Source organism: Citrobacter sp. Cpo103 (genome assembly GCF_030332605.1).
In the GTDB taxonomy this organism is placed as follows: Bacteria; Pseudomonadota; Gammaproteobacteria; order Enterobacterales; family Enterobacteriaceae; genus Citrobacter; species Citrobacter portucalensis.
The window spans coordinates 14408-40043 of sequence record NZ_JAOWHO010000036.1; the positions used below are offsets into that span (position 1 = coordinate 14408).

Below are 25636 nucleotides of genomic sequence, written 5' to 3' on the forward strand. Positions count from 1 at the left end.
GACACCGCAGACGACAAAAGCCTCTGAGGCATATGCTCAGAGGCTTTTTATTGAATTATCCTCGCTTGCGCTTCCCCTCACCGCAGTGGTATTAACTGCATATGTCCCACGTTTATGTCATGAGTTCGCTATGAGTGTCATTACCCCTGTTTCTGCGACGCTACGCCGCATTACCGCCGACGATAACGCCGCTATCGCCCACGTCATCCGCGAGGTCTCTGCCGAACACGGCCTGACCGCCGATAAAGGTTACACGGTGGCCGACCCCAATCTGGACGAACTTTTTCAGGTTTACAGCCAGCCGGGCGCGGCCTACTGGGTGGTTGAGCAGAATGGTCAGGTGGTGGGCGGCGGCGGCGTCGCGCCGTTAGGCTGTAGCGAACCGGACATTTGCGAGCTGCAAAAGATGTACTTTCTGTCGAGCGCACGCGGTCAAGGGCTGGCGAAAAAGCTGGCGCTGATGGCGCTGGATCACGCCCGCGAGCAGGGGTTTAAGCAGTGCTATCTGGAGACCACGGCGTTTCTGACCGAGGCTATCCGCCTGTATGAACATTTAGGCTTTGAGCATATCAGCGAAGCGCTCGGCTGTACCGGGCACGTAGATTGTGAAGTGCGGATGTTAAAGCCCCTCTGACCTTACGCCGAGAGGCTTTAGCCGCGTTACTGCATCTCGGCTGAGAGCATCAGTCGAATAACGCCAGCCGCGCGGGCGGTTGGCAGCTTCAGCACCTGTGACCAGAGATCCTGCACTATCTCACAGGCAATCTTCTCTTTGCCGATCGCTTTAGTCGGATCGGCCATGATCTGAATATCCGGCCCATAGCGCTGTACTAACCCAGGGCTTATTGCTTGCAGATCCTGCAACGCCAGCTGTTTCTCTTCTGCCGCGACCGTATGTTTGTTCGGACCATAGGCAGCACGCATCATACTCATATCACTCGCCATACGACGGTTCATGATCTCATGCGGAACCAGACGTGCCGGGTTAATCCCCCCTTTCACTGCCGGAAACAGAAAGCGGAAGCATTCGTCATCACCGATTTTGGCCACAGCAGCGATCTGCTCAAGGTTAATTTTCATATATTCAATGACATTGGCATCTGGCGCCTGCTGCAATCTTGCCATTTGCAACTGAAGAATTTGCGGCTGTATCGCGTCGATAACCTGCTGTTCGCTACTCCCTGCTTTCTTCATCTGCGCTGCCTGGCTGATAATTTTTTGTGTCAACTCAGGTTCCTGCTCCTTAATCACCTGAAACGCCGGATTGGAGAGCATCGCCTTTTCAAACTGCTGCTCTTCGGTCAGACCATAATCCGGGCTTTCGCGTGGGATCAGGTAGTGCACATCAAACAGATTCCACGCGATAATCGCCAGCACAAAAACCACCGCGCCGGAGATCTTGCCCAGCCAGCCTTTTTTGCGAAACATGCCGACGACGATAGCAATCACCGCCCCGATATAACCTGCCAACAAAACGTGTGCCCAGTTCATTAACCATCCTTATGCCAAATCATCTCTGTTACGGGGATATATTTCCCCTTCGTGTGTTTTGATTATTACGGCAGCAGCGAGCGATTTCCAGCCACCAGATTTTGCTAACAGAAACAGGAAGGATTAAACCGCGCGGCGATGAGCACCGCGCGTCAAAGAAAAGAATTAAGCTGGCACACCGCTGTGGAAGCGGAATTCATCGTCAGGAGAGGTGATCAACGCGGCTTCTACTTCGCCAAAAAACCGCACCCGGCTACTGATATCATCGGCTGAAACCTGCTGCGCCAGCGCCAGGTAATCCTGATAGTGTCGGGCCTCGGATCGCAATAGCGACAGATAAAACGCCTGCAGATCATCATCCAGATACGGCGCCAGCGCGGCGAACCGTTCGCAGGAACGCGCCTCAATGTAAGCCCCGCAAATCAGTTTATCGATTAGCGTTAAAGGCTCATGGGTGCGTACCTCTTTGAGCATGCCTTTGGCGTAACGGCTGGCGGTAATCTTGATATAGGGAATGTTGCGGCTCATCATCGCCTCACGCACCTGCCAGAAATGATGCAGCTCTTCTTTGATCAGCAAAACCATGCTGTCGATAAGCTTGCGTCCCCACGGGTCGTCGGTTTGCGGCATCACGCTTTTGCTTATCTGTTTATTCAGCGCGATAAAATCCGGCTCATCCCCTTCTCTGAAAGCAAACGCTTCATAGGGCTTCAGCCATTCCAGCAGCGCCTGCGATCCCTGTTTATCCGCGACATACTTACGCACCAGCAGCATCGCCGTTTGCGCCGCTTTCAGCTCACAGACGAGGTGATCGGTCAATAACAGAGGCAGATTCGCTGGGTCTCGCGCTTTATCAAGCCAGGCCTGGGGCGTTTTACAGTGCAGGAAGTTGTAGATCGGGGAAAGTATTTGCAGGTAATCCATACGTTGTCCTTGGCCTGCGGCAGCCTGGGCTACCGCAGGCCAGTAGATGACTTAGTGACGCACGCCGTCATCATCTTCGTCGACGAGGTCTTCATCGTCGCCGTCTTCACCTTCTTCGCCGTTCGGGTCTTCAAAATAGGTACCCCAACCGTCGTATTCCACATCATATTTTTCAGCCAGGTTCATCAGTTGCTCAACCTGAGCATCAATCAACTCCGCATTCAGTGCACATTCGCTCAGAATGTCACAGCAAATAACCGTGTCGCCTTCTTCCACTTCCAGCTCTTCCGGCTCGGTCACTTCATAACCCAGCTTGAAGGCTTCTACTGCCGCTTTTTCCAGGGTTTCGAAGTCATCCGCGGAAAGGTGATGCTCGATGGTGTACAGCGCATCTGGATCGCTGCCATCTTCGAGTAGCTCTTCAATAATCAAGCGCGTTTCTTCACGCTGTTCTTCCAGTAGTTCCGGGTTTGCCATGGCTCGTTCCTCATAATGTCCTGCCGATACTCTTATTGTCACATACCGCTGTCATTGCCTCCACCTTTCCAGGAAAGATTTGTTAAACAAGGTTGCAAATGAATAAACATCCATATAAATTGAATTTTAATTCAATAAATGGCCTAAGCCATGTGAGGGAACCATGTCTGCGTTTTATCAGAAACATTTTTTGAAACTGCTTGATTTCACCTCTGCTGAACTCACGTCACTGCTCCAGCTCGCCGCACAGCTGAAGGCAGATAAGAAAAACGGCACTGAAGTCGCTAAGCTCACCGGTAAAAACATCGCGCTCATCTTCGAAAAAGACTCAACCCGTACCCGTTGCTCTTTCGAAGTTGCCGCATACGATCAGGGCGCGCGCGTGACGTATCTCGGGCCAAGCGGCAGCCAGATTGGCCATAAAGAGTCGATCAAAGACACCGCCCGCGTGCTCGGCCGCATGTACGACGGTATTCAGTATCGGGGTCACGGTCAGGAGATTGTCGAGACGCTGGCGGAATATGCCGGAGTTCCGGTGTGGAACGGATTAACCAACGAGTTTCACCCCACTCAACTGCTGGCGGATCTGTTAACTATGCAGGAACACCTGCCGGGTAAAGCGTTTAATGAGATGACGCTGGTCTACACCGGTGATGCCCGCAACAATATGGGCAATTCCATGCTGGAAGCCGCCGCGTTAACCGGGCTGGATCTGCGCCTAGTCGCACCGCAGGCCTGCTGGCCGGAAGAAAGTCTGGTTGCGGAGTGCAAAGCGCTGGCGCAGAAAAACGGCGGCAATATTACGCTGACTGAAGATGTCGCCACTGGCGTGAAAGACGCGGACTTCATCTATACCGACGTCTGGGTATCAATGGGCGAAGCAAAAGAGAAGTGGGCCGAACGTATTGCGCTGCTGCGTAAGTGCCAGGTTAATAGCGCGATGATGGCGTTGACCGGCAATCCGCAGGTGAAATTCCTGCACTGCCTGCCCGCGTTTCATGACGATCAAACCACGCTTGGCAAACAAATGGCACAGGAATATGGTCTGCACGGCGGAATGGAAGTGACCGATGAGGTCTTTGAATCCCCCGCCAGTATCGTATTTGATCAGGCGGAAAACCGGATGCACACCATCAAAGCGGTGATGGTGGCGACGCTGGCGAAGTGAGGGCATGGATGAAAAGAATGCCGGATGGCGATGCTAAGCATCGCCATCCGGCCTACAACCGCGCTCCCGTAGGCCGGGTAAGGCGAAGCCGCCCCCGGCAAATACGCTTATGCCACCCGCATTTTCACCACGGCTTTGCGTACCAGCGCTGGAGCACCGACCGCGCACAGCGGTTTATGCACTTCGCCCGGATAAAACACCACGAAATCACCTTCGTTCAGCACCACCGTTTTCTCCTGTCCCCCTTCCGGCAGGAAGGCGATATCTTTATCCGCCAGCCAGTCAGTTTCCGGCGCGCCCGCAGGCTGCGTGCTGAAGGTCATGCCTTCCTGACCTTTGAGCAGGATCTGAATATCCAGATAGCGCGCGTGATACTCGGCGCGGCGCTGTGCAAACGGCTCCGTCATATCTTCAGCAATCAGATAAAACAGACGATCGCCGTCGATGTCGTGCTTACCTTTTTCCGTCTCATCCGTCACATGCGCTTTAATGTGTTCAATCGCCTGACGCAGCTCTTCCGGCAGCCAGGCATCCAGGTTGTGAATATTGCCGACAATCATCTCAAACCCCTTAATTAAAACATCGTTTCATTTTAGTTGTTATACGAAAAAATGGTCTGCCATACTACTGCTATTTGCCGATATTTTGCGTCAACGCATGTTTATCTCATTGTTACTGTTTGGCATTCAAGGTGAATGAATATTCATGAGAATCGTTTGCGATGAATAATTTGTGCATTTTTCGCTTGATCCCATAACGGAGCTGAGTATAATCGCGGACAATTTGCCGGGAGGATGTATGGTTCAGTGTGTACGACATTTTGTCTTACCGCGTCTGAAAAAGGACGCTGGCCTGCCGTTTTTCTTTCCGTTGATCACCCATTCCGAGCCCCTCAATTGAGGGGCTTTTTTTTTGCCCAGGCGTCAGGAGATAAACATGGCTAATCCGCTCTATCAAAAACACATCATTTCCATAAACGACCTCAGCCGCGATGACCTCAATCTGGTCCTCGCAACGGCGGCGAAATTAAAAGCTAACCCACAGCCGGAGCTGTTAAAGCATAAGGTTATCGCCAGCTGCTTCTTTGAAGCCTCAACCCGCACCCGTTTATCCTTTGAAACCTCCATGCACCGCCTGGGCGCCAGCGTGGTGGGTTTCTCTGACAGCAGCAACACCTCTCTGGGCAAAAAAGGTGAAACACTGGCCGATACCATTTCCGTCATCAGCACCTATGTCGACGCCATCGTAATGCGCCATCCGCAGGAAGGCGCCGCGCGTCTGGCTACGGAGTTCTCCGGTAACGTTCCGGTACTGAACGCAGGCGACGGCTCCAACCAACATCCCACCCAAACGCTGCTGGATCTGTTCACCATTCAGGAAACTCAGGGTCGCCTGGACAATCTTCACATCGCCATGGTGGGTGACCTGAAATATGGCCGCACCGTCCATTCCCTGACCCAGGCGCTGGCGAAGTTTGAAGGTAACCGTTTCTACTTCATCGCCCCGGACGCGTTGGCCATGCCGCAATATATTCTGGATATGTTGAATGAAAAAGGTATCGCCTGGAGCCTGCACGGCACTATTGAAGAGGTGATGGCGGAGGTCGATATCCTCTACATGACCCGCGTACAAAAAGAGCGTCTGGACCCGTCCGAATACGCCAACGTGAAAGCGCAGTTTGTTCTGCGCGCCAGCGATCTGAACGGCGCCAGAGCAAACATGAAGGTACTGCATCCGCTGCCGCGTATCGATGAGATCACCACCGACGTCGACAAGACGCCACACGCCTGGTATTTCCAGCAGGCTGGCAACGGCATCTTCGCCCGCCAGGCGTTACTGGCACTGGTACTGAATAGCGAACTGGCACTGTAAGGGAGAAAAAGAGATGACACACGATAACAAACTGCAGGTTGAAGCCATCAAACGTGGCACCGTGATTGACCATATTCCCGCACAGGTTGGTTTTAAGCTGCTGACGCTGTTCAAACTGACGGAAACCGACCAACGTATCACCATCGGTCTGAACCTGCCGTCAGGCGAGATGGGCCGTAAGGACCTGATTAAAATTGAAAACACGTTCCTGACCGATGAGCAGGTAAACCAGCTCTCCCTGTACGCCCCGCAGGCAACGGTAAACCGCATTGACGATTACGACGTGGTGGGTAAATCACGTCCGAGCCTGCCTGAGCGTATCGACAACGTACTGGTTTGCCCAAACAGCAACTGTATCAGCCATGCTGAACCAGTATCTTCCAGTTTTGCAGTGAAAAAGCGCGCTGATGACATCGCACTCAAATGCAAATACTGTGAAAAAGAGTTTTCGCATTATGTGGTGCTGGCCAACTAATTGGGGTTGGTTATGAGATCCCGGCTCCCTATAATGAGCGGGAACATTCTACTACCGCTGTAATTCAGGAGAAATCATGAGCAAGACTATCGCGACGGAAAATGCACCAGCAGCAATCGGCCCATACGTTCAGGGCGTTGACCTGGGTAGCATGGTAATCACTTCCGGTCAGATCCCGGTCGATCCGAAAACCGGTGCCGTAGCGGAAGACGTGTCCGCTCAGGCACGTCAGTCGCTGGAAAACGTAAAAGCTATCGTTGAAGCAGCAGGCCTGAAAGTGGGCGACATCGTAAAAACGACCGTTTTCGTTAAAGACCTGAACGATTTCGCAACTGTAAACGCGACCTACGAAGCATTCTTCACCGAACACAACGCGACCTTCCCTGCGCGTTCTTGCGTAGAAGTTGCCCGTCTGCCGAAAGACGTGAAAATCGAGATTGAAGCGATCGCTGTTCGTCGCTAAGTCTTCTTGTGCCGGATGATGGCTTTGCCTCGTCCGGCCAATGCACGGGTCCTTTACAGGCCCGGTAAGCGCAAGCGCCACCGGGCATTTATCACATCACACCAAACAGTTTCGGCAGGAACAGCGAAATCGCCGGAATGTACGTCACGAGCATCAGCACCAGGAATAGCACGAGGTAAAACGGCAGCATCGCCTTCACCACCTGCTCTATTTTCTGTTTACTCACCGCACTGGCCACAAACAGCACCGACCCTACCGGCGGCGTAATCAGGCCGATCCCTAAGTTCACCAGCATGATCATGCCAAAATGAACCGGATCAATGCCGAGCGCGTTGGTCACCGGCAGCAGAACCGGCGTCAGAATGAGGATCAGCGGTGCCATATCCATCAGCGTACCGATCAGCAGCAGCATGATGTTAATACACATCAGGATGACGTATTTGTTGTCCGAGATGCTGGTGAAGGCTTCAGTGATACGCATCGGCAACTGCATATAGGTCATGACGGCACCGAACGCAGCGGCAAAGCCTATCAGGATCATGACGATAGTGACCGTTTTCACCGTGCGGAACATCAGCTTCGGCAGCTCAGACCATTTATAGTCACGATAGATAAACATGGTGACAAAGAAGGCCCACAGGCAGGCAATTGCCGCAGACTCCGTTGCGGTAAAGATACCTGACAGGATACCGCCCATGATGATCACAACGGTCATCAGGCCCCACAGCGTATCGACGAAAATCTTCAGCGCCTGGCGAAACGGTACACGTTCTCCTTTTGGATAACCGCGCTTGTGCGCGAACGCCACACACATCACCATCAGGCTGAGGCTTAACAGCAGCCCCGGCAGGATCCCGGCGATGAACAGCGCGGCAATCGACACCGTGCCACCAGTTGCCAGCGAGTAGATAACCGAGTTATGGCTGGGCGGCGTAAGAATCGCCTGCACCGAACCGCTGGCCGTTACCGCTGCGGCAAAGTCACGCGGATAACCTTTTTTATCCATCTCCGGGATCATTACCGAACCGATGGACGCGGTATCCGCCACGGACGATCCGGAAATAGCGCCAAAAAAGGTTGATGCCACAATATTTACCAGCGACAGTCCGCCGCGGATAAAACCAACAAAAATATAGGCAAAGTTCACCAGTCGCCGCGCAATTCCCCCTTCGGCCATAATAGCCCCGGCCAGAATAAAGAATGGGATCGCCAGCAGCGAAAACTTATTCACCCCACTGGTCAGTTGGATCATTACCGCTTCCAGCGGAATATCTATGTACCAGGCCCCAATGATGGCGCTAATGCCAACTGCGTACGCTACCGGTACCCCAATCGCCAGCATAATGCCGAGCGTAAAGACGAGAATAAATGCATCCATCTGCTTTCCTTTCTGAAATGGGGGCGGTAACTAGCTGGTCGATCCCAGCATGACAACGGGACGTTGGTACTGCGGTCCACGGAAAATCTTTTCTGCGATAAACAGCAGCGTTATGGCAGAGCCAATTGGCAACGGAAGATAGTTTTGCCCGGCGCTTAAAAGCGGGAATTCCGCCACGGGCTGGTCCCACAGTTCAAGACAGAGATTGGTTCCGTACCAGAGGATAAACAGGCTTATCGCCACCAACATAACGTCTGCGATTACCGAGCAATAACGGCGGGAAGCATCCCCCAGACGGTCAGTCACCATGCTCACCGCGATATGCGAGCCTGCACGATAGCTCACCGCCGCGCCAATAAAGGTGAATGTCACCATACAGAGAATAGCGACGGGTTCAGGCCATGACAGGGCGTTATTCAGAATATAACGCGCGAATATGCCAATGGGGATAATGGCGACCATGACCAATAATGCGATACCGGCAATCCACATTGACACCCGATAAAGAAAATCCATTACCGATGAATAGCATTCACCCATAATTATCACCTCGAATTAATCAAAAGATTCAGGCGGAGGGTTGATATCCTCCACCTGATGAATTACTTCACATCCTGAATACGTTTGATCAAATCCTGGTGGTCTTTACCGTAATTATCCCGCACTGACTGCGTGGCTTTATAGAAATAGTCCGTATCAATATCGTGGAACTGAACGCCGTTGGCTTTCATGGTCTCCAGTGATTTCGCATTATAATCATGCCAAAGTTTTCGTTGCTCTATCTGTGCTTCCTTGGCGAGTTTAATAATGAGATCCTGATCTTCTTTTTTCAACTTATCCCATTTAGCTTTCGAAAACAGAAAAAGCTCAGGAATAATAAAGTGTTTACTCCAGGTATAGTTTTTCACGACCGGCAAATAGTTATGCGCAACAAACGTTGGCGGGTTATTTTCCGTGCCATCAATAACGCCGGTCTGCATGCCGCTAAATACTTCACTGACGCCCATGACAACGGAGTTAGCGCCCATCGCTTTCAGGGTATCCAGCGCTATCGGACTTCCTTGAACGCGGATTTTCATACCGTGTAAATCTTCCGGTTTCACCACCGGATTTTTGGTGATCAGGTTACGCGTGCCGGCATCCATCCAACCGAGAAACACCAGCCGCGATTTGGTATTGGCCGTCAGACGGTCGCCAATTTCCTGACCGATCATGCCATCGAGAACCTTATGCAGATGGTCCTCATCGCGGAAAATATATGGCAGGGTAAACACGTTAATTTCAGGGAGAATGGCGGCAACAGGCGTCATTGAGACACGAATAATATCGATAGCGCCTAATTGCGCCTGTTCAATCATCTGTTTTTCATCGCCTAACACGCCACCTGGAAAGGTTTTAATCTCCAGACGGCCGTCGGTCGCAGCGCTAAGTTTTTCCCCCATATGTTTGACAGCAACAACGTTCGGGTAATCAGCCGGATGCACATCTGCGGCGCGAAAAGTTTGTGCCAGCGTTGCATGACTCGCCAGGAATACAGACGCGCCAATACACAGACTTAACAGGTTTTTTGTCAGTTTCATTTGTCCTTCTCCAGAAGTTCATAATATCCATTAACAGGAATAGCTTGCAGAGCAAATGACTGCCGGAATTAAAAACGGGCAGCGAGAAACTTTCTTAACGACGTTACCTGCGCAGACTAACTGGTGTAACAATTTATTTCGATGACTGCGTTCACAAAAAATCGCAGATGCTTAAAATTTTTAGCACACTGTTTCATTTTTGCAATGCAGATCGTTTTATTGATACAAAAACAACGCAAAGAAGGCGATTTGATACTAATAACACCCGTTAGCATTTCAATAAAAATAAAACACTAATATTTTGGGAGAATATCTTTCGAATGAAAAAGAGAAATGCAGGATGGTATTAACACCATCCTGCAGAGACGTTGAGGATTACTGCCAGCCGTAGCGACGGCTATAAAAACCTTTCACAAGCTGGGTTAATGTCATGTAACCCGCCAGAATCGCAATCAGCCATGGGAAGTAGCTCAGCGGCAGCGCCTGCAATTGCAGGTAGCTGGCCAGCGGCGAGAACGGTAATGCAATGCCCACCACCATTACCACCAGCGTCATCAGCATCAGCGGCCATGCGGCGCGGCTCTGGATGAAGGGCACGCGACGGGTACGGATCATATGCACAATCAACGTTTGCGACAGCAGGCCCACCACGAACCAGCCAGACTGGAACAACGTCTGATGTTCAGGCGTATTGGCATGGAAGACGAACCACATCAGGCAAAAGGTCAGAATGTCGAAGATCGAGCTGATCGGTCCAAAGAAGATCATAAAGCGGCCCAATTCGCTGGGATTCCAGCGCTGCGGCTTTTTGATCTGCTCTTCGTCGACGTTATCAAACGGAATCGCTACCTGGGATACATCGTACAGCAGGTTCTGAATCAGTAAGTGCAGCGGTAACATCGGCAGGAACGGTAAGAAGGCGCTCGCCACCAGCACGCTAAACACGTTACCGAAGTTAGAACTGGCCGTCATTTTGATGTACTTCAGCATGTTAGAGAAGGTACGGCGTCCTTCGATCACCCCTTCTTCCAGCACCATCAGGCTCTTTTCCAGCAGAATGATATCCGCCGCTTCACGTGCAATATCTACCGCGCCGTCAACGGAGATACCAATGTCCGCCGCGCGCAGCGCCGGGGCATCGTTTATACCATCGCCCATAAAGCCGACCACATGGCCTTCGCGCTTGAGCAGCGTGACAATGCGCTCTTTGTGCATTGGCGTCAGACGGGCAAACAGCGTGGTGCGCTGAGCAAGCCGAGCCAGCTCATCATCGCTTAACCCTTCAATGCTGCTACCGATAACCACATCACCCGCATCCAGGCCCACTTCATGACACACTTTCGCCGCCACCAATTCGCTATCGCCAGTGAGGATTTTCACCGTAATACCGCTGGCTTTCAGCGCTTTAAGCGCAGGTGCGGTGGTCTCTTTCGGCGGATCGAGGAACGCAATATAGCCTTCGAGGATCAGATCTGATTCATCAATACGCTGATAATCACCTTCACGCGCTGGCAGGTATTTCGTCGCCACCGCCACCACGCGCAGCCCCTGGCGGTTCAGCGTGTCCGTGACGCGTTTCACCCGACGCAGCATGTTGTCATCTAACGGGACTATCTCACCGTTGTGACGCACCTGGGTACAGACGTTAAGGATCTCCTGTAGCGCCCCTTTACAGACCAGTTGGTGTACATCGGTTTCTTCTGCCACCACTACCGACATGCGGCGACGTTCAAAATCAAACGGGATCTCATCGATTTTCTGCCAGCGAGTCGAGAGCTGGCGGGCTGATTCTTCGTCCACGCCTTCCAGCACCGCCGTATCCAGCAGATTCTTCAGCCCGGTCTGATAATGGCTGTTCAGCCACGCAGAATGCAGGACATGTTCGCTGGGCTTTCCAGAGATATCCGTATGATTCTCAAGTACAATTTTATCCTGAGTCAGGGTGCCGGTTTTATCGGTGCACAGGATATCCATCGCGCCAAAGTTCTGGATAGCGTCGAGGTGTTTAACGATAACCTTTTGTTTTGACAGCTTCACCGCCCCACGCGCCAGCGTTGAGGTGACGATCATCGGCAGCATTTCCGGTGTCAGTCCCACCGCCACAGACAGGGCAAACAGCGCCGCTTCCCACCAGTCGCCTTTAGTGTAGCCGTTGATGATAAGCACGATGGGCGCCATCACCAGCATAAAGCGGATCAGCAGCATGCTGACGCGGCTGATCCCTTTCTGGAAGGCATTCTGCTCGCTTTCCTGCTCGCTGACGCGGCCTGCCAGTTGCCCGAACCAGGTATTGGCGCCGGTTGAAATCACAATGGCCTGCGCCGTGCCGCTCACTACGTTGGTGCCCATAAAGCACAGGGTATCGCATTCCAGCGGGTTGCTTTGCTGCGGATCGCGACTGGTTGCCACTTTCTCCACCGGCAGCGATTCACCGGTCAGCGAAGCCTGGGCCACGAACAGGTCACGAGCCTGCACCACGCGCAAATCGGCTGGGATCATATCCCCTGCCGCCAGCTTGATGACATCGCCGGGAACCAACTGGTCGATCGGCAGTTCAACCCAGCCGTTCTCCCCTTTCTCGTTGATAACGCGCAGCACCGTGGCGGTGTTGCTGACCATCGCTTTCAGCGCATCAGCCGCTTTGGTGGAACGCGCCTCTTGCACAAAATTCAGCAGCGTAGAGATGACGACCATCAGGGCGATGACCCCAGCGGCAAACAGATCTTCGGTGGCATAGGAAATCGCCCCGAGAATGGTCAGCAGTATATTAAACGGGTTGCGATAGCAGACCCACAGATGCACCCACCAGGGCGACGGCTTCTGCGCCGGCAACTGGTTCTCGCCATGTATTTCACGGGCGTTTTCGACTTCTGTGGCGTTTAAGCCTTCCGGATGAGCGCCGAACGTTTTCCACAGCGCTTCTTCGTCCATCAGCGCCATTTTCAGGCAATGTTCGCTCAGCGATGGCGGGATCGGCGTGCTGGCAACGGTCTGAGCATTCGGCAATGGATCACGATGCACCAGACGATGCGGTAAATGGCGGTTTAGCCGGGCAAACAGCTGGCGGGTTATATTTTTGAACATAGGCAGTCCCTCTGCACCAGTATAAACAGGCGCAGTAAATCCTTCAGGCGTGGCAAAGCCTTGCCTGGTGGCAATATTAAAATCACAACAGGGACGTCAGAACGTCACTGTCTTACAGTTCCGGTAAGACAGTGAAAGACAAGCTTACCGGAAAGGGTTGTTTCTCCATCTCGGGAGAGGGGTGGGATCGGGATCCATATAGCCTCCGGTAAGTGAATGATTTGCGCTGCGGATTATACGCAGAAAACCATAAGGTTTGTGGCAATTATGGCGGTATGATAAACCATGGAAACTAAACCAAACATATACCAGACTTTGCCCATTGCACTGCGCTTGAGTAAAGTTATTCTCTATTTGGCATAACTTCACACGCAACATGGGAAAACAGGATGCAAAATCGGCTGACCATTAAAGACATCGCCCGCTTAAGCGGTGTGGGAAAATCAACCGTTTCCCGTGTGCTCAACAATGAAAGCGGCGTGAGTGAACGCACCCGCGAACGCGTTGAGGCGGTGATGAATCAGCACGGTTTTTCCCCTTCCCGCTCCGCACGCGCCATGCGCGGACAAAGCGACAAGGTGGTGGCGATTATCGTCACGCGTCTGGACTCGCTTTCGGAAAATCTCGCCGTGCAGACCATGTTGCCCGCCTTTTATGAACAGGGCTACGATCCGATCATGATGGAAAGCCAGTTCTCGCCCGAGCTGGTTGAAGAACATCTCGGCATGCTCAGACGCCGTAACATTGATGGCGTGGTGCTGTTCGGTTTTACCGGCATTACTGAAACCATGCTCGCCTCCTGGCAGGATTCTCTGGTGCTGCTGGCAAGAGATGCAAAAGGCTTTGCCTCCGTCTGCTATGACGATGAGGGTGCCATTCGTACCCTGATGCAGCGTTTATACGAACGCGAGCATCGCCATATTAGCTTTCTTGGTGTTCCGCATAGCGATGTGACCACTGGTAAACGCCGCCATGAGGCCTACCTGGCATTCTGTAAAAAACATAAACTGCATCCTGTGGCAGCGCTACCTGGTCTGGCCATGAAGCAGGGCTATGAACAGGCCGCCAACGTCATCACCCCGGAAACCACCGCCTTAGTCTGTGCGACGGATACCCTTGCCCTTGGCGTCAGCAAATACTTGCAGGAGCAGCGAATAGAGAACCTGCAGTTGGCAAGCGTGGGCAGCACGCCGCTGATGAAATTCCTCCATCCGGAAATTATCACCGTCGATCCAGGATACGCCGAAGCCGGGCGACAAGCGGCCTCGCAGCTGATCGAACAGATCAACGGCCGTAGCGAACCACGACAAATCGTTATTCCTTCCACCCTCTCCTGATCGCTTTCTGAGCATTAATTTGTGATCTTCGCTGCGTTTCGGGAACGTTCCCATTTTTAAAAATTCATCGAAGATATACTCTGGCGTCAACAACGAGAGAGTTGCCGAATGACGACGCAACAGCGTCTTTTCCGGTCTACGGGGAACACACACCATCATGAGCAAAATAAAACAAGCAGACATCGACCGGCTGATTGAGCTGGTTGGCGGGCGCGACAATATCGCTACGGTGAGTCACTGCATTACTCGCCTGCGTTTTGTGCTGAATCAGCCTGCAAACGCCAGACCGAAAGAGATCGAATTGTTGCCAATGGTCAAAGGCTGCTTCACCAACGCCGGGCAATTTCAGGTGGTAATTGGCACCGAGGTGGGCGATTACTACAAAGCGCTGTTGGCGACCACCGGACAAGCCAGTGCCGACAAAGAGCAGGCAAAGAAAGCGGCGCGGCAGAACATGAAGTGGCACGAGCAGCTGATTTCTCACTTCGCGGAGATCTTCTTCCCGCTGCTGCCAGCGCTGATTAGCGGCGGCCTGATCTTAGGTTTCCGTAACGTGATCGGCGATCTGCCCATGAGTAACGGGCAGACGCTGGCGCAGATGCATCCTTCGCTGAAAACCCTCTATGACTTCCTGTGGCTGATTGGCGAAGCGATCTTCTTCTATTTGCCGGTCGGGATTTGTTGGTCGGCGGTGAAGAAAATGGGCGGTACGCCGATCCTCGGTATTGTGCTGGGCGTGACCCTGGTTTCTCCGCAACTGATGAACGCCTATTTGCTCGGTCAGCAGGTGCCGGACGTGTGGAACTTCGGCCTGTTCAGCATTGAGAAAGTGGGCTACCAGGCGCAGGTCATTCCGGCACTGTTGGCCGGGCTGGCGCTCGGGTTTATTGAAACACGCATGAAGCGCATCGTCCCGGATTACCTGTATCTGGTGATCGTCCCGGTGTGCTCGCTGATCCTTGCGGTATTCCTTGCGCACGCCTTTATCGGTCCATTTGGCCGCATGATTGGCGACGGTGTCGCGTTTGCGGTCCGTCATCTGCTGACCGGCAGCTTTGCCCCGATCGGCGCGGCGCTGTTCGGTTTCCTGTACGCCCCGCTGGTGATCACCGGTGTGCATCAGACCACGCTGGCTATCGATATGCAGATGATTCAGAGCATGGGCGGCACGCCGGTATGGCCACTGATCGCCCTGTCGAATATCGCTCAGGCCTCTGCGGTGGTCGGGATCATTATCTCCAGTCGCAAACACAACGAACGTGAAATTTCCGTTCCTGCCGCGATCTCCGCTTATCTCGGGGTAACCGAACCAGCGATGTATGGGATCAACCTGAAATACCGCTTCCCGATGCTGTGCGCGATGATCGGTTCCGGTCTCGCCGGACTGCTGTGCGGCCTGAACGGTGTGCTGGCGAACGGGATTGGCGTCGGCGGTTTGCCGGGCATCCTCTCCATCCAGCCGACTTACTGGCAGGTCTTTGGCATGGCGATGGTCATTGCGATTGTCATCCCAATGGTACTGACCTCATTCGTTTACCAGCGTAAACACCGTCTGGGCACATTACAGATTGTCTAACTTTTCTTCGGGGCGCAGTTGCGCCCCAGCGTATTTCCAGGAAACAACCATGAATATTCCCCACTGGTGGCAAAACGGCGTTATCTATCAGGTTTACCCCAAGAGTTTTCAGGACACCACCGGCAGCGGCACCGGAGATTTACGCGGCGTGACGCAGCGCCTCGACTATCTGCAAAAGCTGGGCGTTGATGCCATCTGGCTGACGCCGTTCTATATTTCGCCGCAGGTTGATAACGGTTACGACGTCGCAGACTACACGTCTGTCGATCCGGCCTACGGCACGCTGGAAGACTTTGACGAACTGGTGGTACAGGCGAAAGCACGCGGCATCCGTATTATTCTCGACATGGTGTTTAACCACACCTCAACCCAGCACGCCTGGTTTCGTGAAGCGCTGGATAAAGACAGCCCGTATCGTCAGTTTTATCTCTGGCGCGACGGCACGCCAGACTGCCCGCCGAATAACTGGCGTTCCAAGTTTGGCGGCAACGCCTGGGACTGGCACGCCGAAAGCGAGCAGTACTATTTGCACCTCTTTGCTCCGGAGCAAGCCGACCTGAATTGGGAAAACCCGGCGGTCCGCGCCGAGCTAAAAAAAGTCTGCGAGTTCTGGGCCGATCGCGGCGTGGACGGACTGCGCCTCGACGTGGTGAATCTTATCTCTAAAGACCAGGACTTCCCGAACGATCCCGACGGCGATGGACGGCGTTTTTATACCGACGGCCCACGCGCGCATGAATTTTTGCGTGAGATGAACCGCGATGTTTTTACCCCACGCAACCTGATGACGGTCGGCGAAATGTCATCCACCACGTTGGAACATTGCCAGCAGTACGCCGCACAAGATGGTAGCGAACTGTCGATGACCTTTAACTTCCACCACCTGAAAGTGGATTACCCCAACGGTGAGAAGTGGACGTTAGCAAAACCCAATTATGTCGCGCTAAAAACCCTGTTCCGCCACTGGCAGCAGGGCATGCACAATCAGGCATGGAACGCGCTGTTCTGGTGTAACCACGATCAGCCGCGCATCGTGTCGCGTTTTGGCGATGAAGGTAAATACCGCGTTCCGTCGGCCAAAATGCTGGCGATGGTGCTGCATGGCATGCAGGGCACCCCCTATATCTACCAGGGTGAAGAGATCGGTATGACCAACCCGCACTTCCGCCAGATTACCGATTATCGCGATGTGGAAAGCCATAACATGTTTGCCGCCCTGAACGGCCAGGGACGCGATGCGCAAGAGCTGCTGGCGATCCTCGCCAGTAAATCACGCGATAACAGCCGCACGCCGATGCAATGGGATGCCAGCAAACACGCGGGCTTCACCTGCGGCGAGCCGTGGATCAATCTGTGTGACAACGCGGCAGACATCAACGTGGCGGCTGCACTGAACGATACTGACTCGGTGTTCTACACCTATCAGAAGCTGATCGCATTGCGCAAAGCGGAGCCGGTTATCACCTGGGGCGACTACCAGGATCTGCTACCGGACAGCCCGCATCTGTGGTGCTATCAACGAGAGTGGCAAGGGCAGCGGCTGCTGGTCATTGCCAATCTGAGCGATACCTTCCAGAGCTGGCAGCCAGTCCAGACCGACGGAAACTGGCAGGTGCTGATGCACAACTATGCCGAGGTTGCCAGCCAACCTGGGGACATGACACTGCGTCCTTTTGAGGCCGTCTGGTGGTTGCAAAAATAGCTTGCAATTATGTTCAGGCCCGGTACGCATAGCGCTACCGGGCGTTGCTATATACGCTTAGCTTAGCTTCCTGTTTTTGTTGAATAATTAATCAGAATTTTCTGCCCACAATTTACAATCGCTGTACTGCCCGTCATCTGTACGCTCCGATTTTTACTTTGCGCTACATCAAATAAATCGTAAACATCCTTGATGCAAATCACTACATATAGAACTTAAAATGCACGCCGACCCAATATGTTGTATTAATCGACTACAATTGCTACAACTACAGTGCACCGTTTAACGGTGGAATTGTGGATAAAGTGGGTCAGGATTGCGGGAAGTCATTGGCCAGATAGATGAATAAAGCCATGGCCGCTTCTCCAACCTCTGTGGATAACCTGTTCTTATAAATATGGAGTGATCATGACACCGCATGTGATGAAACGAGATGGCTGTAAAGTGCCGTTTAAATCAGAGCGCATCAAAGAAGCCATTCTGCGTGCAGCTAAAGCAGCGGGAGTCGATGACGCAGATTACTGTGCCACCGTCGCAGAAGTCGTTAGTAGCCAGATGAATGAGCGCAGCCAGGTCGATATCAACGAGATCCAGACAGCGGTAGAAAACCAGCTGATGTCTGGTCCGTACAAACAACTCGCCCGTGCGTACATCGAATATCGCCACGACCGTGATATACAGCGTGAAAAACGTGGCCGTCTGAACCAGGAAATTCGTGGTCTGGTTGAGCAAACCAACTCTGCTCTGCTGAACGAAAACGCCAACAAAGACAGCAAAGTGATCCCGACCCAGCGCGATCTGCTGGCCGGTATCGTCGCCAAACACTATGCGCGTCAACACCTGCTGCCGCGTGATGTCGTCCAGGCGCACGAGCGTGGTGATATTCACTATCACGATCTCGACTACTCTCCGTTCTTCCCAATGTTTAACTGCATGCTGATCGACCTGAAAGGTATGCTGACGCAGGGCTTTAAGATGGGTAACGCGGAGATTGAGCCGCCAAAATCCATCTCCACCGCGACGGCCGTCACCGCGCAAATTATCGCGCAGGTTGCCAGCCATATTTATGGCGGTACCACCATTAACCGTATTGACGAAGTTCTCGCACCGTTCGTGACCGAGAGCTTTAATAAGCATCGCAAAACCGCTGAAGAGTGGCAGATCCCAGATGCCGACGGTTATGCGCATTCCCGTACCGAGAAAGAGTGCTACGACGCATTCCAGTCCCTTGAGTATGAAGTGAATACCCTGCATACCGCCAACGGTCAGACGCCGTTCGTTACCTTCGGTTTCGGCCTGGGAACCAGCTGGGAATCGCGTTTGATCCAGCAGTCCATTCTGCGTAACCGCATTGCCGGCCTGGGTAAAAATCGTAAAACCGCCGTGTTCCCGAAACTGGTGTTTGCGATTCGTGACGGTCTGAACCACAAGTTTGGCGATCCGAACTATGACATCAAGCAGCTGGCGCTGGAGTGCGCGAGCAAGCGTATGTATCCGGACATCCTGAACTACGATCAGGTGGTTAAAGTGACCGGCTCGTTCAAAACGCCGATGGGCTGCCGCAGTTTCCTGGGCGTATGGGAAAACGAGAACGGCGAACAGGTCCACGATGGCCGTAACAACCTCGGCGTTATCAGCCTTAACCTGCCGCGTATCGCGCTGGAAGCTCATGGCGATGAAGCCACCTTCTGGAAACTGCTCGACGACCGTCTGATCCTGGCGCGTAAAGCGCTGATGACCCGCATTGCGCGTCTGGAAGGCGTGAAGGCCCGCGTTGCACCGATCCTGTATATGGAAGGGGCCTGCGGCGTGCGTCTGAAAGCAGACGATGACGTGTCTGAAATCTTTAAAAACGGCCGCGCGTCGATTTCTCTGGGTTACATCGGCATTCACGAAACCATCAACGCGCTGTTTGGCGACAAACACTTGTACGACAGCGAGCAGCTTCGCGCTAAAGCTATCGCCATTGTGGAACGTCTGCGTCAGGCGGTCGATCAGTGGAAAGACGAAACCGGCTACGGCTTTAGTCTGTACAGTACGCCAAGTGAAAACCTGTGCGATCGTTTCTGCCGTCTGGATACCGCCGAGTTTGGCGTGGTGCCGGGTGTTACCGACAAAGGTTACTACACCAACAGCTTCCACCTCGACGTGGAGAAAAAGGTTAACCCGTACGACAAGATCGATTTTGAAGCGCCGTACCCGCCGCTGGCGAACGGAGGCTTCATTTGCTACGGCGAGTACCCGAACATTCAGCACAACCTGAAAGCACTGGAAGACGTCTGGGATTACAGCTATCAGCACGTGCCGTATTACGGGACCAACACGCCAATCGATGAATGCTACGAGTGCGGCTTTACCGGTGAGTTCGAGTGCACCAGCAAAGGCTTTACCTGCCCGAAATGTGGTAACCACGACGCCGCACGCGTGTCGGTCACCCGCCGCGTATGCGGTTATTTAGGCAGCCCGGACGCTCGTCCGTTTAACGCCGGTAAGCAGGAAGAAGTGAAGCGCCGCGTTAAGCATTTAGGTAATGGGCAGATAGGTTAATTTCCGTTTGCAAAGGCCGTAGGCCTGATAAGACGCAATCGCGTCGTCATCAGGCATCACAATGTTGCCGGATGCGGTGCAAGCACCTTATCCGGCCTACATGCTTTCTGGACACCCGCTATGCGCTACCATCAATACTATCCCGTCGATATCGTTAACGGCCCCGGCACTCGCTGCACCCTGTTTGTGTCGGGATGCGTGCATGAATGCCCTGGCTGCTATAACAAAAGCACCTGGCGACTCAATTCCGGCCAGCCGTTTACCAAAGAGATGGAAGACAAGATCATTGCCGATCTGAACGACACGCGAATCCCTCACCAGGGTATTTCGCTGTCCGGCGGCGATCCGCTGCATCCGCAAAACGTGCCGGATATCCTGCAACTGGTACAGCGTATTCACGCTGAGTGTCCGGGGAAAGATATCTGGGTGTGGACCGGCTACAAGCTTGATGAACTCAACGCCGCACAAATGCAGGTGGTGGATCTCATCAACGTGCTGGTCGATGGTAAATTTGTGCAGGATCTTAAAGACCCGGCACTGATCTGGCGCGGCAGCAGCAACCAGGTTGTACATCATTTGCGTTAATTTCCAGGCGGTAAATATTCTGTTTTCCGCCTCTCAAAAACGGCTCACACACTCCATGGCAACCGCTTTGAACTCGGTGAAATTACGGCACGCGCAGAGCCGCGTCATCGCGCGTTCGCGCAGGAAGGTGACGAAGATATCGTAGATAGCCATCGCCTCTTCATATTCACTCTTGCTGATGGCGAGCAAGAAGATCACGTGGGCCGTTTCATCGCCCCAGGCGATACCCTGCGGGGCGAGGATGGTGTAGACCACCGTTTTCTTGGCCAGCAGACCGAGGGCGTGCGGCAAGGCAATGCTGTCACCCAGCATGGTGCTGACGATGGCCTCACGTTCCACCACCGAATCAAGAAACTCCGCGTCGACAAAACCTTCATCCTGCAACTGACGGCATAAGGTTTTGAACAACGTTTGTTGATCCATTGGCTCGTCGATCACACGAAAATGGGCGGCATCGAAGAATTTGTTCAACATCCACGGACGGGTTCTGTCGACCAGCACCAGTTTGCCAATTTGTTCCAGTTGATAATCGGTAGGGAACGGCGCAATCATCACCACCGGTTTATCTTTTTCAGCAATCCGCGCGGTAGAGATGACAAAATCTTCGCTGATGCTTTCCCGCTGTTCGTAGTCGCGAAGCGTTACGGTATCGACGATCTCTATCTGCGGATACTTACGCGCCAGTACCGCTTCAATCATCCGCGCCATCGCATTTCCGGCATCGCATACCAGCAGAACCTTCGGCTGTCTCTGGTAACCGATGTTGTAACTACGCTCCAGCCCGACGCCAATATGCAGCACAAGGAAGCCAATCTCATTTTCACTGATGGTGTACGGCGTATATTTTCCCCATCCCGAGACGGCGGCCAGCGTCATGTCCCACGCCATGGGGTAGTGCTGTTTAATATTTTCCAGCAGCGGATTGGGGATCATTATCTGGTAACGCACCCGGGTGATCATCGTCTTAATATGCGTCAGCAGGTCAGCATGTAACTGTTTGTCATTCAACAGGTTGTAGTTGTACTGGCTGTTGATAAAACGCAGGATGTAATTGACCAACGCTTCATCATCATCCGCATTGATAGCACTGGGCGCGATCTCTTGTACCTGGCGGGCAGCAATATGCACCTGTAGCCAGTTTTCTTCGGAAACGGAAAGCGGTTTGTCTGCCAGGCGGTGCAATACCGCCGCGATTTCCCGCGTGGCCAGGCACACCGATTGATCGGCCTCTTCTGCGGCAAAATCCGGGAGTGGATATCCTTCGCTAATCCGCCGTACCGCCACCGCGCAGTACAAGCGTAAAAACAGCTCGCCCTCATCGGTCAGACGAATATGGAAACGGGCAAAAATGTCCTGCAAAACGGGTTGCAACTGTTCAGGGAGCCCCGCATTCAGCGCTTCTTGCGTCACTAACGGATGCTGCGGATCCTGCTGCGCCAGCGTCCACAGCAGATCGGTCAAACAGGCGCGGATCGCCATTTCGCTGCCGAACAGCTTCATGCCGTGACGGGGACGCGTTTCCAGCGTCAGATGATAACGTTGCAGATGCTCGCGCACCTCAGCCATATCGTTTTGCAGCGTCGCGCGGCTGATAAACCATTCATCAGCCAAATCTTCCAGCTTCAGCGAGAAAGCCGATGTCAGAAAACGCACCACCAGCCAGTGTATCCGTTCCTGGCTGGTGCGTGGGATGCGCAGCAACGTATTGGGCTGCTGCGTTTGCAGGGTGTGAAAGCTTGCCGGGTCGTCAATTTTGAGCTGATAACCATTACCCCGGCTGAGGACAAACTGTGCGCCGTACTGGGTGAGCAGCGCGTTTAGCGCGGTGATATCCGCCCGTACGGTGCGTGTGGAAACCGACAACCGCTGCGCCAGCTCGTCCTGCGGAAGCGCTTCGTTTTGCAACATGTCAAACAGCTGTGCTAAACGTTGGTTGGGGAATCGCACGTCAGTTTCCTCATCAGTCAGTTAGCCTACGCAGGCCCGGGTCATCGCCATCAGCTGGCGTACGTCGTCCGGACGAGTGTTACCAGTCACCTTATCAATAATCGAACTATAGATGTGAGGAATGATTTTACTCACTCCGGCATCGAGGGCAATTTGCAGGATTTCAGTGAAATTATCCAGATCGATACCGCCGGTTGGCTCCAGCCAGAAGTCATGACGGGCGCAGGCCTGCGCGACCGCAATGTACTCGTCACGGCATTGCAGGCCGCCCATCGGGAAGTATTTAATTGAGCTACCGCCCATGTCTTTGAGCAGCGCAATCGCGGTTTCTACCGGCACAATACCGTCCGGCGTCTGGCTGCTTAGCGGACCAGTGGAGATTTTCACCCTGCCCGGCGTGCCGGTTGGCGAGACCAGTCCGTTGACCACTGTCTCCTGCTGGCCCAGCAGCGCGCGACTGGTAGCCACGCCGGTGAAGACCTGATTGACATGTTGTGGCTGCACCTGACGGGAGATTTCACTGACCATCGCCGACTGGTTAGGATCGCCCGCCCCCAGCCCCACGGAGAGCGCATTGTCGATAAGGGTCGCGTATTCACGCATATCCGCTACCGCGCTTGCGACATCCGGGTAATTTTTTGACAATACGCCAACCAGCACGTGTCCTTCCGCCGCCGCATAAATATCTCGGGCATTTTCTTTGGAGCCTGCCAGCACGTTCAGGCAGACGCGGTCGCGATAAAAGTTAGGGGTCAGTTTCATGCGTTTTTCTCCTGCGAAATTACTTCACCAATTCGACGGGCCACAATCTCCAGCTGCGCGCGATCGACACTGCGCACATCGGCTTCGATAATGCCTTCATTGGCTTTGTAACCACGGAAGTAAATCGCGTACTCCCCCTGTTTCAGCGCGTCGACCAGTTCCCCCGTGGCGATCCCGGTTACCGCTTCATCAAACTTAATTTCCGTGCGGGCGATGTCGCGCCCTGCACTATCCCACACCACGCGGGCGCTCACGCCGTTAAGCTGGTTCAAGGCATTAATGAACGGCGTCATTTTCTCGACCATCTCCGCGCCGCTCTCTTTCTGCGCGTTCAGATACAGTTCGATGGCGCAGGTCAGTCCAAGAATTCCCTCTTTGCCCACCTTCATCGCCCGGCCAATTCCCGCCGTCTGGCGCTTCACCCACTCAACGTACTGGGTTTTACCTATCACCAGACCGCTGGTTGGTCCTTCTATCGCCTTGGCGCCACTATAAATCACCAGATCTGCACCAACCCGGTAATAGCACTGCAAATCCTCTTCCGCCGCCGCGTCCATGATCAGCGGCAGATTATGCGTACGCGCCACCACCGCGGCCTGCTCCACGCTGAGCATACTTTTCTGGACGCAATGGTGAGATTTGATATACAGAATGGCCGCCGTACGCGGTGTAATGGCCGCCGCCAGCTGCGCCGCGGAACATTCGTTGGCATAACCGGCTTCCACTAACTTGCCGCCGCCAAGCGCCACCATGGTGCCTACCGGAGCGCCAAAGTTGACGTTGTGACCTCTGGGCAGCACGATTTCGTTGTTTTCAATGGGCGTGACGTGCAGGTTCTCCAGCAGCCAGTCGCTATCTTTAACCAATACGCCAGCCACCGACAGGGCGATCCCGGCCGAGGCGCAAGAGACAACCGTTGCCCCTTCCACTTCCAGTAATTTCGCGATGTAGTCGCCTGTTTTATTGACCAGGTCTTTCATCTCGAAATATTGGTTCATCCCCGCCATCGCGGCTTCAACCACTTCTGGTCGCGGCGTGGAGACGCCAAGCGCCGTCATGCGGCCGGAGGTATTAATCACCTGTTTTAAATCGTATTTCTCAAAAATCGAAGGCATATTCCGCGCTCCCTTGTTCGGTCATATAGCCCTTGCCCGCACGTATTGCGGCAAGCGGCACCAGCAGTTGTTCAGCCTGCAGGCTGTCGTTTTCTGCATCTACCAGCACGGTTGGCTGGCGCTTAAGCGTAAAGAGGGTTAAATCGGCATCCAGACCGACCTGCAGCCGCCCCTTCTGTTTCAGGCGCAGACCATCGGCGGCATTGGCGGTAACGCATTCAATGACCTGCGGAAGCGACATCCCAATGGCGAGGAATTTCGACATCACATTCGCCAGGGAATGTACCGGGCCGCTGATACGGTTGCGGCAATAAATATCGGAGCTGATGGTGTGCGGCAAAATGCCCAGGCCGATCGCGCGTTTTGCCACCGCAAAGCTCAGGCTGGCGGTGCCATGCCCAACGTCCAGACGCACGCCACGTGAAATCGCCCGCGTCACTGACGCCCGCAGCTCGCCTTGCGGCGTCAGAATGCGATTCGGCTTACCGTTGTAACAGTGGGTAATAATGTCACCCGCGCTCAGGCGCTCAGCGATATCATCGAGATTCGGCGGGTTGTTGCCGATATGCACCATCAGCGGCAGGTCGCCGTTCTGTGCTTGCATCGCTTTGGCGCGATCCAGCGGCGTGATGCCATTTTCACCGACTACGCTGCTGCTCATACGTGCCTTCAGACCGACGATAAAATCAGGGTAGCGTTTCACCGCCTCTCGCACCGCATCAGCGTCAATATTGGCCATGTTGGCCAGCTCGTTCTGGGCGATAAGCCCCACGCGGGAGATATTCAGCAACGCGTACACTTTGGTCGCAGCTTCCCGGGTCAGGGTGTAAAAATCGTCGATGTCATCCGCCCCGGTGCTGCCCGCATCCACCACGGTAGTGACGCCGGTCGCAATACCGACGCTATCCGGCTGGTCGTGATAAATCGGGGATTTCGGGTAGCAATGAACGTGGGAGTCAATCCAGCCTGCGCTGACGTAGCACTCACCGCCCAGCTCGATGGTTTTCAGCGCCGGACCATCAACGTCACCCAACGCCGCGATCTTGCCGTCTTTGAGCGCAATATCGCTCACCGTATCGTCAACGAGGCGCGCACGGCGCAGGAGTAAATCAAACATGTCTCTCTCCTGTTGAAATGGGGGCGGTCGTGTAGG

25 protein-coding genes are annotated in these 25636 nt (G+C 53.7%); 12 read left to right on the plus strand and 13 right to left on the minus strand.

The genetic code is table 11. The features are described from left to right. Positions 1 to 130: 130 nt before the first annotated feature. Complete coding sequence (locus OGX89_RS23050; RefSeq protein ID WP_075145277.1) at positions 131 to 634, plus strand: GNAT family N-acetyltransferase; 504 nt, start codon at positions 131 to 133, stop codon at positions 632 to 634. Between the two features lie 26 nt (positions 635 to 660). Here OGX89_RS23050 and OGX89_RS23055 read toward each other — a convergent pair whose 3' ends face one another. The 3 genes from OGX89_RS23055 to rraB form a co-directional block, all read right to left on the minus strand. Next, positions 661 to 1491: a hypothetical protein gene (locus OGX89_RS23055; protein ID WP_003830260.1), complete on the minus strand. Its 831-nt coding sequence runs from the start codon at positions 1489 to 1491 to the stop codon at positions 661 to 663. 165 nt (positions 1492 to 1656) lie between these two features. Next, the gene (gene miaE / locus OGX89_RS23060; protein WP_063941024.1) at positions 1657 to 2415 is read right to left on the minus strand and encodes a tRNA isopentenyl-2-thiomethyl-A-37 hydroxylase MiaE; all 759 of its coding nucleotides are present in this window, start codon (positions 2413 to 2415) and stop codon (positions 1657 to 1659) included. A 51-nt stretch (positions 2416 to 2466) separates the two neighbouring features. After that, positions 2467 to 2892 carry a ribonuclease E inhibitor RraB gene (gene rraB / locus OGX89_RS23065; RefSeq protein WP_003025845.1) on the minus strand — a complete coding sequence of 142 codons (426 nt, stop codon included), beginning with the start codon at positions 2890 to 2892 and terminating at the stop codon, positions 2467 to 2469. A 98-nt stretch (positions 2893 to 2990) separates the two neighbouring features. Here rraB and argL point away from each other — a divergent pair, with 98 nt between their 5' ends. After that, positions 2991 to 3086 carry a putative translational regulatory protein ArgL gene (argL, locus tag OGX89_RS23905; protein ID WP_370867251.1) on the plus strand — a complete coding sequence of 32 codons (96 nt, stop codon included), beginning with the start codon at positions 2991 to 2993 and terminating at the stop codon, positions 3084 to 3086. Then, positions 3056 to 4060: an ornithine carbamoyltransferase gene (gene argF / locus OGX89_RS23070; RefSeq protein ID WP_126957092.1), complete on the plus strand. Its 1005-nt coding sequence runs from the start codon at positions 3056 to 3058 to the stop codon at positions 4058 to 4060. The genes argL and argF overlap by 31 nt, the downstream gene beginning before the upstream one ends. A gap of 107 nt (positions 4061 to 4167) precedes the next feature. Here the strand turns inward: argF and OGX89_RS23075 are convergent, their stop codons facing one another. Further along, the gene (locus tag OGX89_RS23075; protein WP_126957090.1) at positions 4168 to 4620 is read right to left on the minus strand and encodes a YhcH/YjgK/YiaL family protein; all 453 of its coding nucleotides are present in this window, start codon (positions 4618 to 4620) and stop codon (positions 4168 to 4170) included. Between the two features lie 238 nt (positions 4621 to 4858). On the opposite strand from OGX89_RS23075, the gene pyrL reads away from it, so the two are divergent. From pyrL to ridA, 4 genes are all read left to right on the plus strand, one after another. Beyond that, positions 4859 to 4960 carry a pyr operon leader peptide gene (gene pyrL, locus OGX89_RS23080; RefSeq protein WP_003025819.1) on the plus strand — a complete coding sequence of 34 codons (102 nt, stop codon included), beginning with the start codon at positions 4859 to 4861 and terminating at the stop codon, positions 4958 to 4960. Between the two features lie 36 nt (positions 4961 to 4996). Beyond that, positions 4997 to 5932, plus strand: a complete 936-nt coding sequence (gene pyrB, locus OGX89_RS23085) for an aspartate carbamoyltransferase (protein ID WP_003025818.1) — start codon at positions 4997 to 4999, stop codon at positions 5930 to 5932. Positions 5933 to 5945: 13 nt separating this feature from the next. Beyond that, entirely contained in the window at positions 5946 to 6407 is a 462-nt protein-coding gene (gene pyrI, locus OGX89_RS23090; RefSeq protein WP_003025816.1) for an aspartate carbamoyltransferase regulatory subunit, read from the plus strand. A 76-nt stretch (positions 6408 to 6483) separates the two neighbouring features. Next, positions 6484 to 6870 (plus strand): 2-iminobutanoate/2-iminopropanoate deaminase, encoded by a 387-nt coding sequence (gene ridA / locus OGX89_RS23095; protein ID WP_000047544.1) that lies wholly within the window; start codon positions 6484 to 6486, stop codon positions 6868 to 6870. A 91-nt stretch (positions 6871 to 6961) separates the two neighbouring features. Here the strand turns inward: ridA and OGX89_RS23100 are convergent, their stop codons facing one another. The 5 genes from OGX89_RS23100 to mgtL all read right to left on the minus strand — a co-directional run bounded on the left by OGX89_RS23100 (position 6962) and on the right by mgtL (position 13290). Continuing rightward, on the minus strand, positions 6962 to 8248 hold the full coding sequence (locus OGX89_RS23100) for a TRAP transporter large permease (RefSeq protein ID WP_003830349.1): 1287 nt from the start codon (positions 8246 to 8248) through the stop codon (positions 6962 to 6964). Between the two features lie 30 nt (positions 8249 to 8278). Continuing rightward, on the minus strand, positions 8279 to 8788 hold the full coding sequence (locus OGX89_RS23105; protein ID WP_003830352.1) for a TRAP transporter small permease: 510 nt from the start codon (positions 8786 to 8788) through the stop codon (positions 8279 to 8281). A 62-nt stretch (positions 8789 to 8850) separates the two neighbouring features. Beyond that, positions 8851 to 9828, minus strand: a complete 978-nt coding sequence (locus OGX89_RS23110) for a TRAP transporter substrate-binding protein (RefSeq protein ID WP_003830354.1) — start codon at positions 9826 to 9828, stop codon at positions 8851 to 8853. Between the two features lie 375 nt (positions 9829 to 10203). Beyond that, on the minus strand, positions 10204 to 12912 hold the full coding sequence (gene mgtA / locus OGX89_RS23115) for a magnesium-translocating P-type ATPase (protein WP_126957088.1): 2709 nt from the start codon (positions 12910 to 12912) through the stop codon (positions 10204 to 10206). Positions 12913 to 13056: 144 nt separating this feature from the next. After that, the gene (mgtL, locus tag OGX89_RS23805) at positions 13057 to 13290 is read right to left on the minus strand and encodes a mgtA regulatory leader peptide MgtL (RefSeq protein WP_122973918.1); all 234 of its coding nucleotides are present in this window, start codon (positions 13288 to 13290) and stop codon (positions 13057 to 13059) included. A gap of 11 nt (positions 13291 to 13301) precedes the next feature. Between mgtL and treR the strand changes: the two genes are divergently transcribed. The 5 genes from treR (at position 13302) to nrdG (ending at position 20659) form a co-directional block, all read left to right on the plus strand. Beyond that, entirely contained in the window at positions 13302 to 14249 is a 948-nt protein-coding gene (gene treR, locus OGX89_RS23120) for a trehalose operon repressor TreR (protein ID WP_003830358.1), read from the plus strand. A 157-nt stretch (positions 14250 to 14406) separates the two neighbouring features. After that, on the plus strand, positions 14407 to 15825 hold the full coding sequence (gene treB, locus OGX89_RS23125; RefSeq protein WP_048215055.1) for a PTS trehalose transporter subunit IIBC: 1419 nt from the start codon (positions 14407 to 14409) through the stop codon (positions 15823 to 15825). Between the two features lie 49 nt (positions 15826 to 15874). Continuing rightward, positions 15875 to 17527 (plus strand): alpha,alpha-phosphotrehalase, encoded by a 1653-nt coding sequence (treC, locus tag OGX89_RS23130; protein ID WP_126957086.1) that lies wholly within the window; start codon positions 15875 to 15877, stop codon positions 17525 to 17527. 408 nt (positions 17528 to 17935) lie between these two features. Then, positions 17936 to 20074, plus strand: coding sequence for an anaerobic ribonucleoside-triphosphate reductase (nrdD, locus tag OGX89_RS23135; protein ID WP_003830363.1), 2139 nt, complete (start codon positions 17936 to 17938; stop codon positions 20072 to 20074). A 120-nt stretch (positions 20075 to 20194) separates the two neighbouring features. After that, on the plus strand, positions 20195 to 20659 hold the full coding sequence (nrdG, locus tag OGX89_RS23140) for an anaerobic ribonucleoside-triphosphate reductase-activating protein (protein ID WP_003830365.1): 465 nt from the start codon (positions 20195 to 20197) through the stop codon (positions 20657 to 20659). 33 nt (positions 20660 to 20692) lie between these two features. Here nrdG and OGX89_RS23145 read toward each other — a convergent pair whose 3' ends face one another. From OGX89_RS23145 to OGX89_RS23160, 4 genes are read right to left on the minus strand one after another with little or no spacing between them, the layout of a single operon-like run. Further along, positions 20693 to 22606 (minus strand): BglG family transcription antiterminator, encoded by a 1914-nt coding sequence (locus OGX89_RS23145; RefSeq protein ID WP_126957084.1) that lies wholly within the window; start codon positions 22604 to 22606, stop codon positions 20693 to 20695. Positions 22607 to 22627: 21 nt separating this feature from the next. Continuing rightward, positions 22628 to 23368 carry a 2-dehydro-3-deoxy-phosphogluconate aldolase gene (dagF, locus tag OGX89_RS23150; protein WP_126957082.1) on the minus strand — a complete coding sequence of 247 codons (741 nt, stop codon included), beginning with the start codon at positions 23366 to 23368 and terminating at the stop codon, positions 22628 to 22630. Then, positions 23365 to 24483, minus strand: coding sequence for a DgaE family pyridoxal phosphate-dependent ammonia lyase (locus OGX89_RS23155; RefSeq protein WP_126957080.1), 1119 nt, complete (start codon positions 24481 to 24483; stop codon positions 23365 to 23367). Before OGX89_RS23155 ends, dagF begins: the two co-directional genes overlap by 4 nt. Further along, complete coding sequence (locus OGX89_RS23160) at positions 24467 to 25600, minus strand: amidohydrolase/deacetylase family metallohydrolase (RefSeq protein WP_126957078.1); 1134 nt, start codon at positions 25598 to 25600, stop codon at positions 24467 to 24469. Before OGX89_RS23160 ends, OGX89_RS23155 begins: the two co-directional genes overlap by 17 nt. Positions 25601 to 25636: the final 36 nt, after the last annotated feature.

Coding starts and splice junctions, on each gene's coding strand:
- OGX89_RS23105 (WP_003830352.1), bottom strand. CDS start 8,788: ATGGGTGAATGCTATTCATCGGTAATGGATTTTCTTTATCGGGTGTCA.
- rraB (WP_003025845.1), bottom strand. CDS start 2,892: ATGGCAAACCCGGAACTACTGGAAGAACAGCGTGAAGAAACGCGCTTG.
- pyrI (WP_003025816.1), top strand. CDS start 5,946: ATGACACACGATAACAAACTGCAGGTTGAAGCCATCAAACGTGGCACC.
- argF (WP_126957092.1), top strand. CDS start 3,056: ATGTCTGCGTTTTATCAGAAACATTTTTTGAAACTGCTTGATTTCACC.
- OGX89_RS23100 (WP_003830349.1), bottom strand. CDS start 8,248: ATGGATGCATTTATTCTCGTCTTTACGCTCGGCATTATGCTGGCGATT.
- pyrB (WP_003025818.1), top strand. CDS start 4,997: ATGGCTAATCCGCTCTATCAAAAACACATCATTTCCATAAACGACCTC.
- OGX89_RS23155 (WP_126957080.1), bottom strand. CDS start 24,483: ATGCCTTCGATTTTTGAGAAATACGATTTAAAACAGGTGATTAATACC.
- mgtL (WP_122973918.1), bottom strand. CDS start 13,290: ATGTTGCGTGTGAAGTTATGCCAAATAGAGAATAACTTTACTCAAGCG.
- nrdD (WP_003830363.1), top strand. CDS start 17,936: ATGACACCGCATGTGATGAAACGAGATGGCTGTAAAGTGCCGTTTAAA.
- OGX89_RS23160 (WP_126957078.1), bottom strand. CDS start 25,600: ATGTTTGATTTACTCCTGCGCCGTGCGCGCCTCGTTGACGATACGGTG.
- argL (WP_370867251.1), top strand. CDS start 2,991: ATGAATAAACATCCATATAAATTGAATTTTAATTCAATAAATGGCCTA.
- OGX89_RS23075 (WP_126957090.1), bottom strand. CDS start 4,620: ATGATTGTCGGCAATATTCACAACCTGGATGCCTGGCTGCCGGAAGAG.
- mgtA (WP_126957088.1), bottom strand. CDS start 12,912: ATGTTCAAAAATATAACCCGCCAGCTGTTTGCCCGGCTAAACCGCCAT.
- OGX89_RS23050 (WP_075145277.1), top strand. CDS start 131: ATGAGTGTCATTACCCCTGTTTCTGCGACGCTACGCCGCATTACCGCC.
- nrdG (WP_003830365.1), top strand. CDS start 20,195: ATGCGCTACCATCAATACTATCCCGTCGATATCGTTAACGGCCCCGGC.
- miaE (WP_063941024.1), bottom strand. CDS start 2,415: ATGGATTACCTGCAAATACTTTCCCCGATCTACAACTTCCTGCACTGT.
- treC (WP_126957086.1), top strand. CDS start 15,875: ATGAATATTCCCCACTGGTGGCAAAACGGCGTTATCTATCAGGTTTAC.
- ridA (WP_000047544.1), top strand. CDS start 6,484: ATGAGCAAGACTATCGCGACGGAAAATGCACCAGCAGCAATCGGCCCA.
- treB (WP_048215055.1), top strand. CDS start 14,407: ATGAGCAAAATAAAACAAGCAGACATCGACCGGCTGATTGAGCTGGTT.
- treR (WP_003830358.1), top strand. CDS start 13,302: ATGCAAAATCGGCTGACCATTAAAGACATCGCCCGCTTAAGCGGTGTG.
- pyrL (WP_003025819.1), top strand. CDS start 4,859: ATGGTTCAGTGTGTACGACATTTTGTCTTACCGCGTCTGAAAAAGGAC.
- dagF (WP_126957082.1), bottom strand. CDS start 23,368: ATGAAACTGACCCCTAACTTTTATCGCGACCGCGTCTGCCTGAACGTG.
- OGX89_RS23055 (WP_003830260.1), bottom strand. CDS start 1,491: ATGAACTGGGCACACGTTTTGTTGGCAGGTTATATCGGGGCGGTGATT.
- OGX89_RS23110 (WP_003830354.1), bottom strand. CDS start 9,828: ATGAAACTGACAAAAAACCTGTTAAGTCTGTGTATTGGCGCGTCTGTA.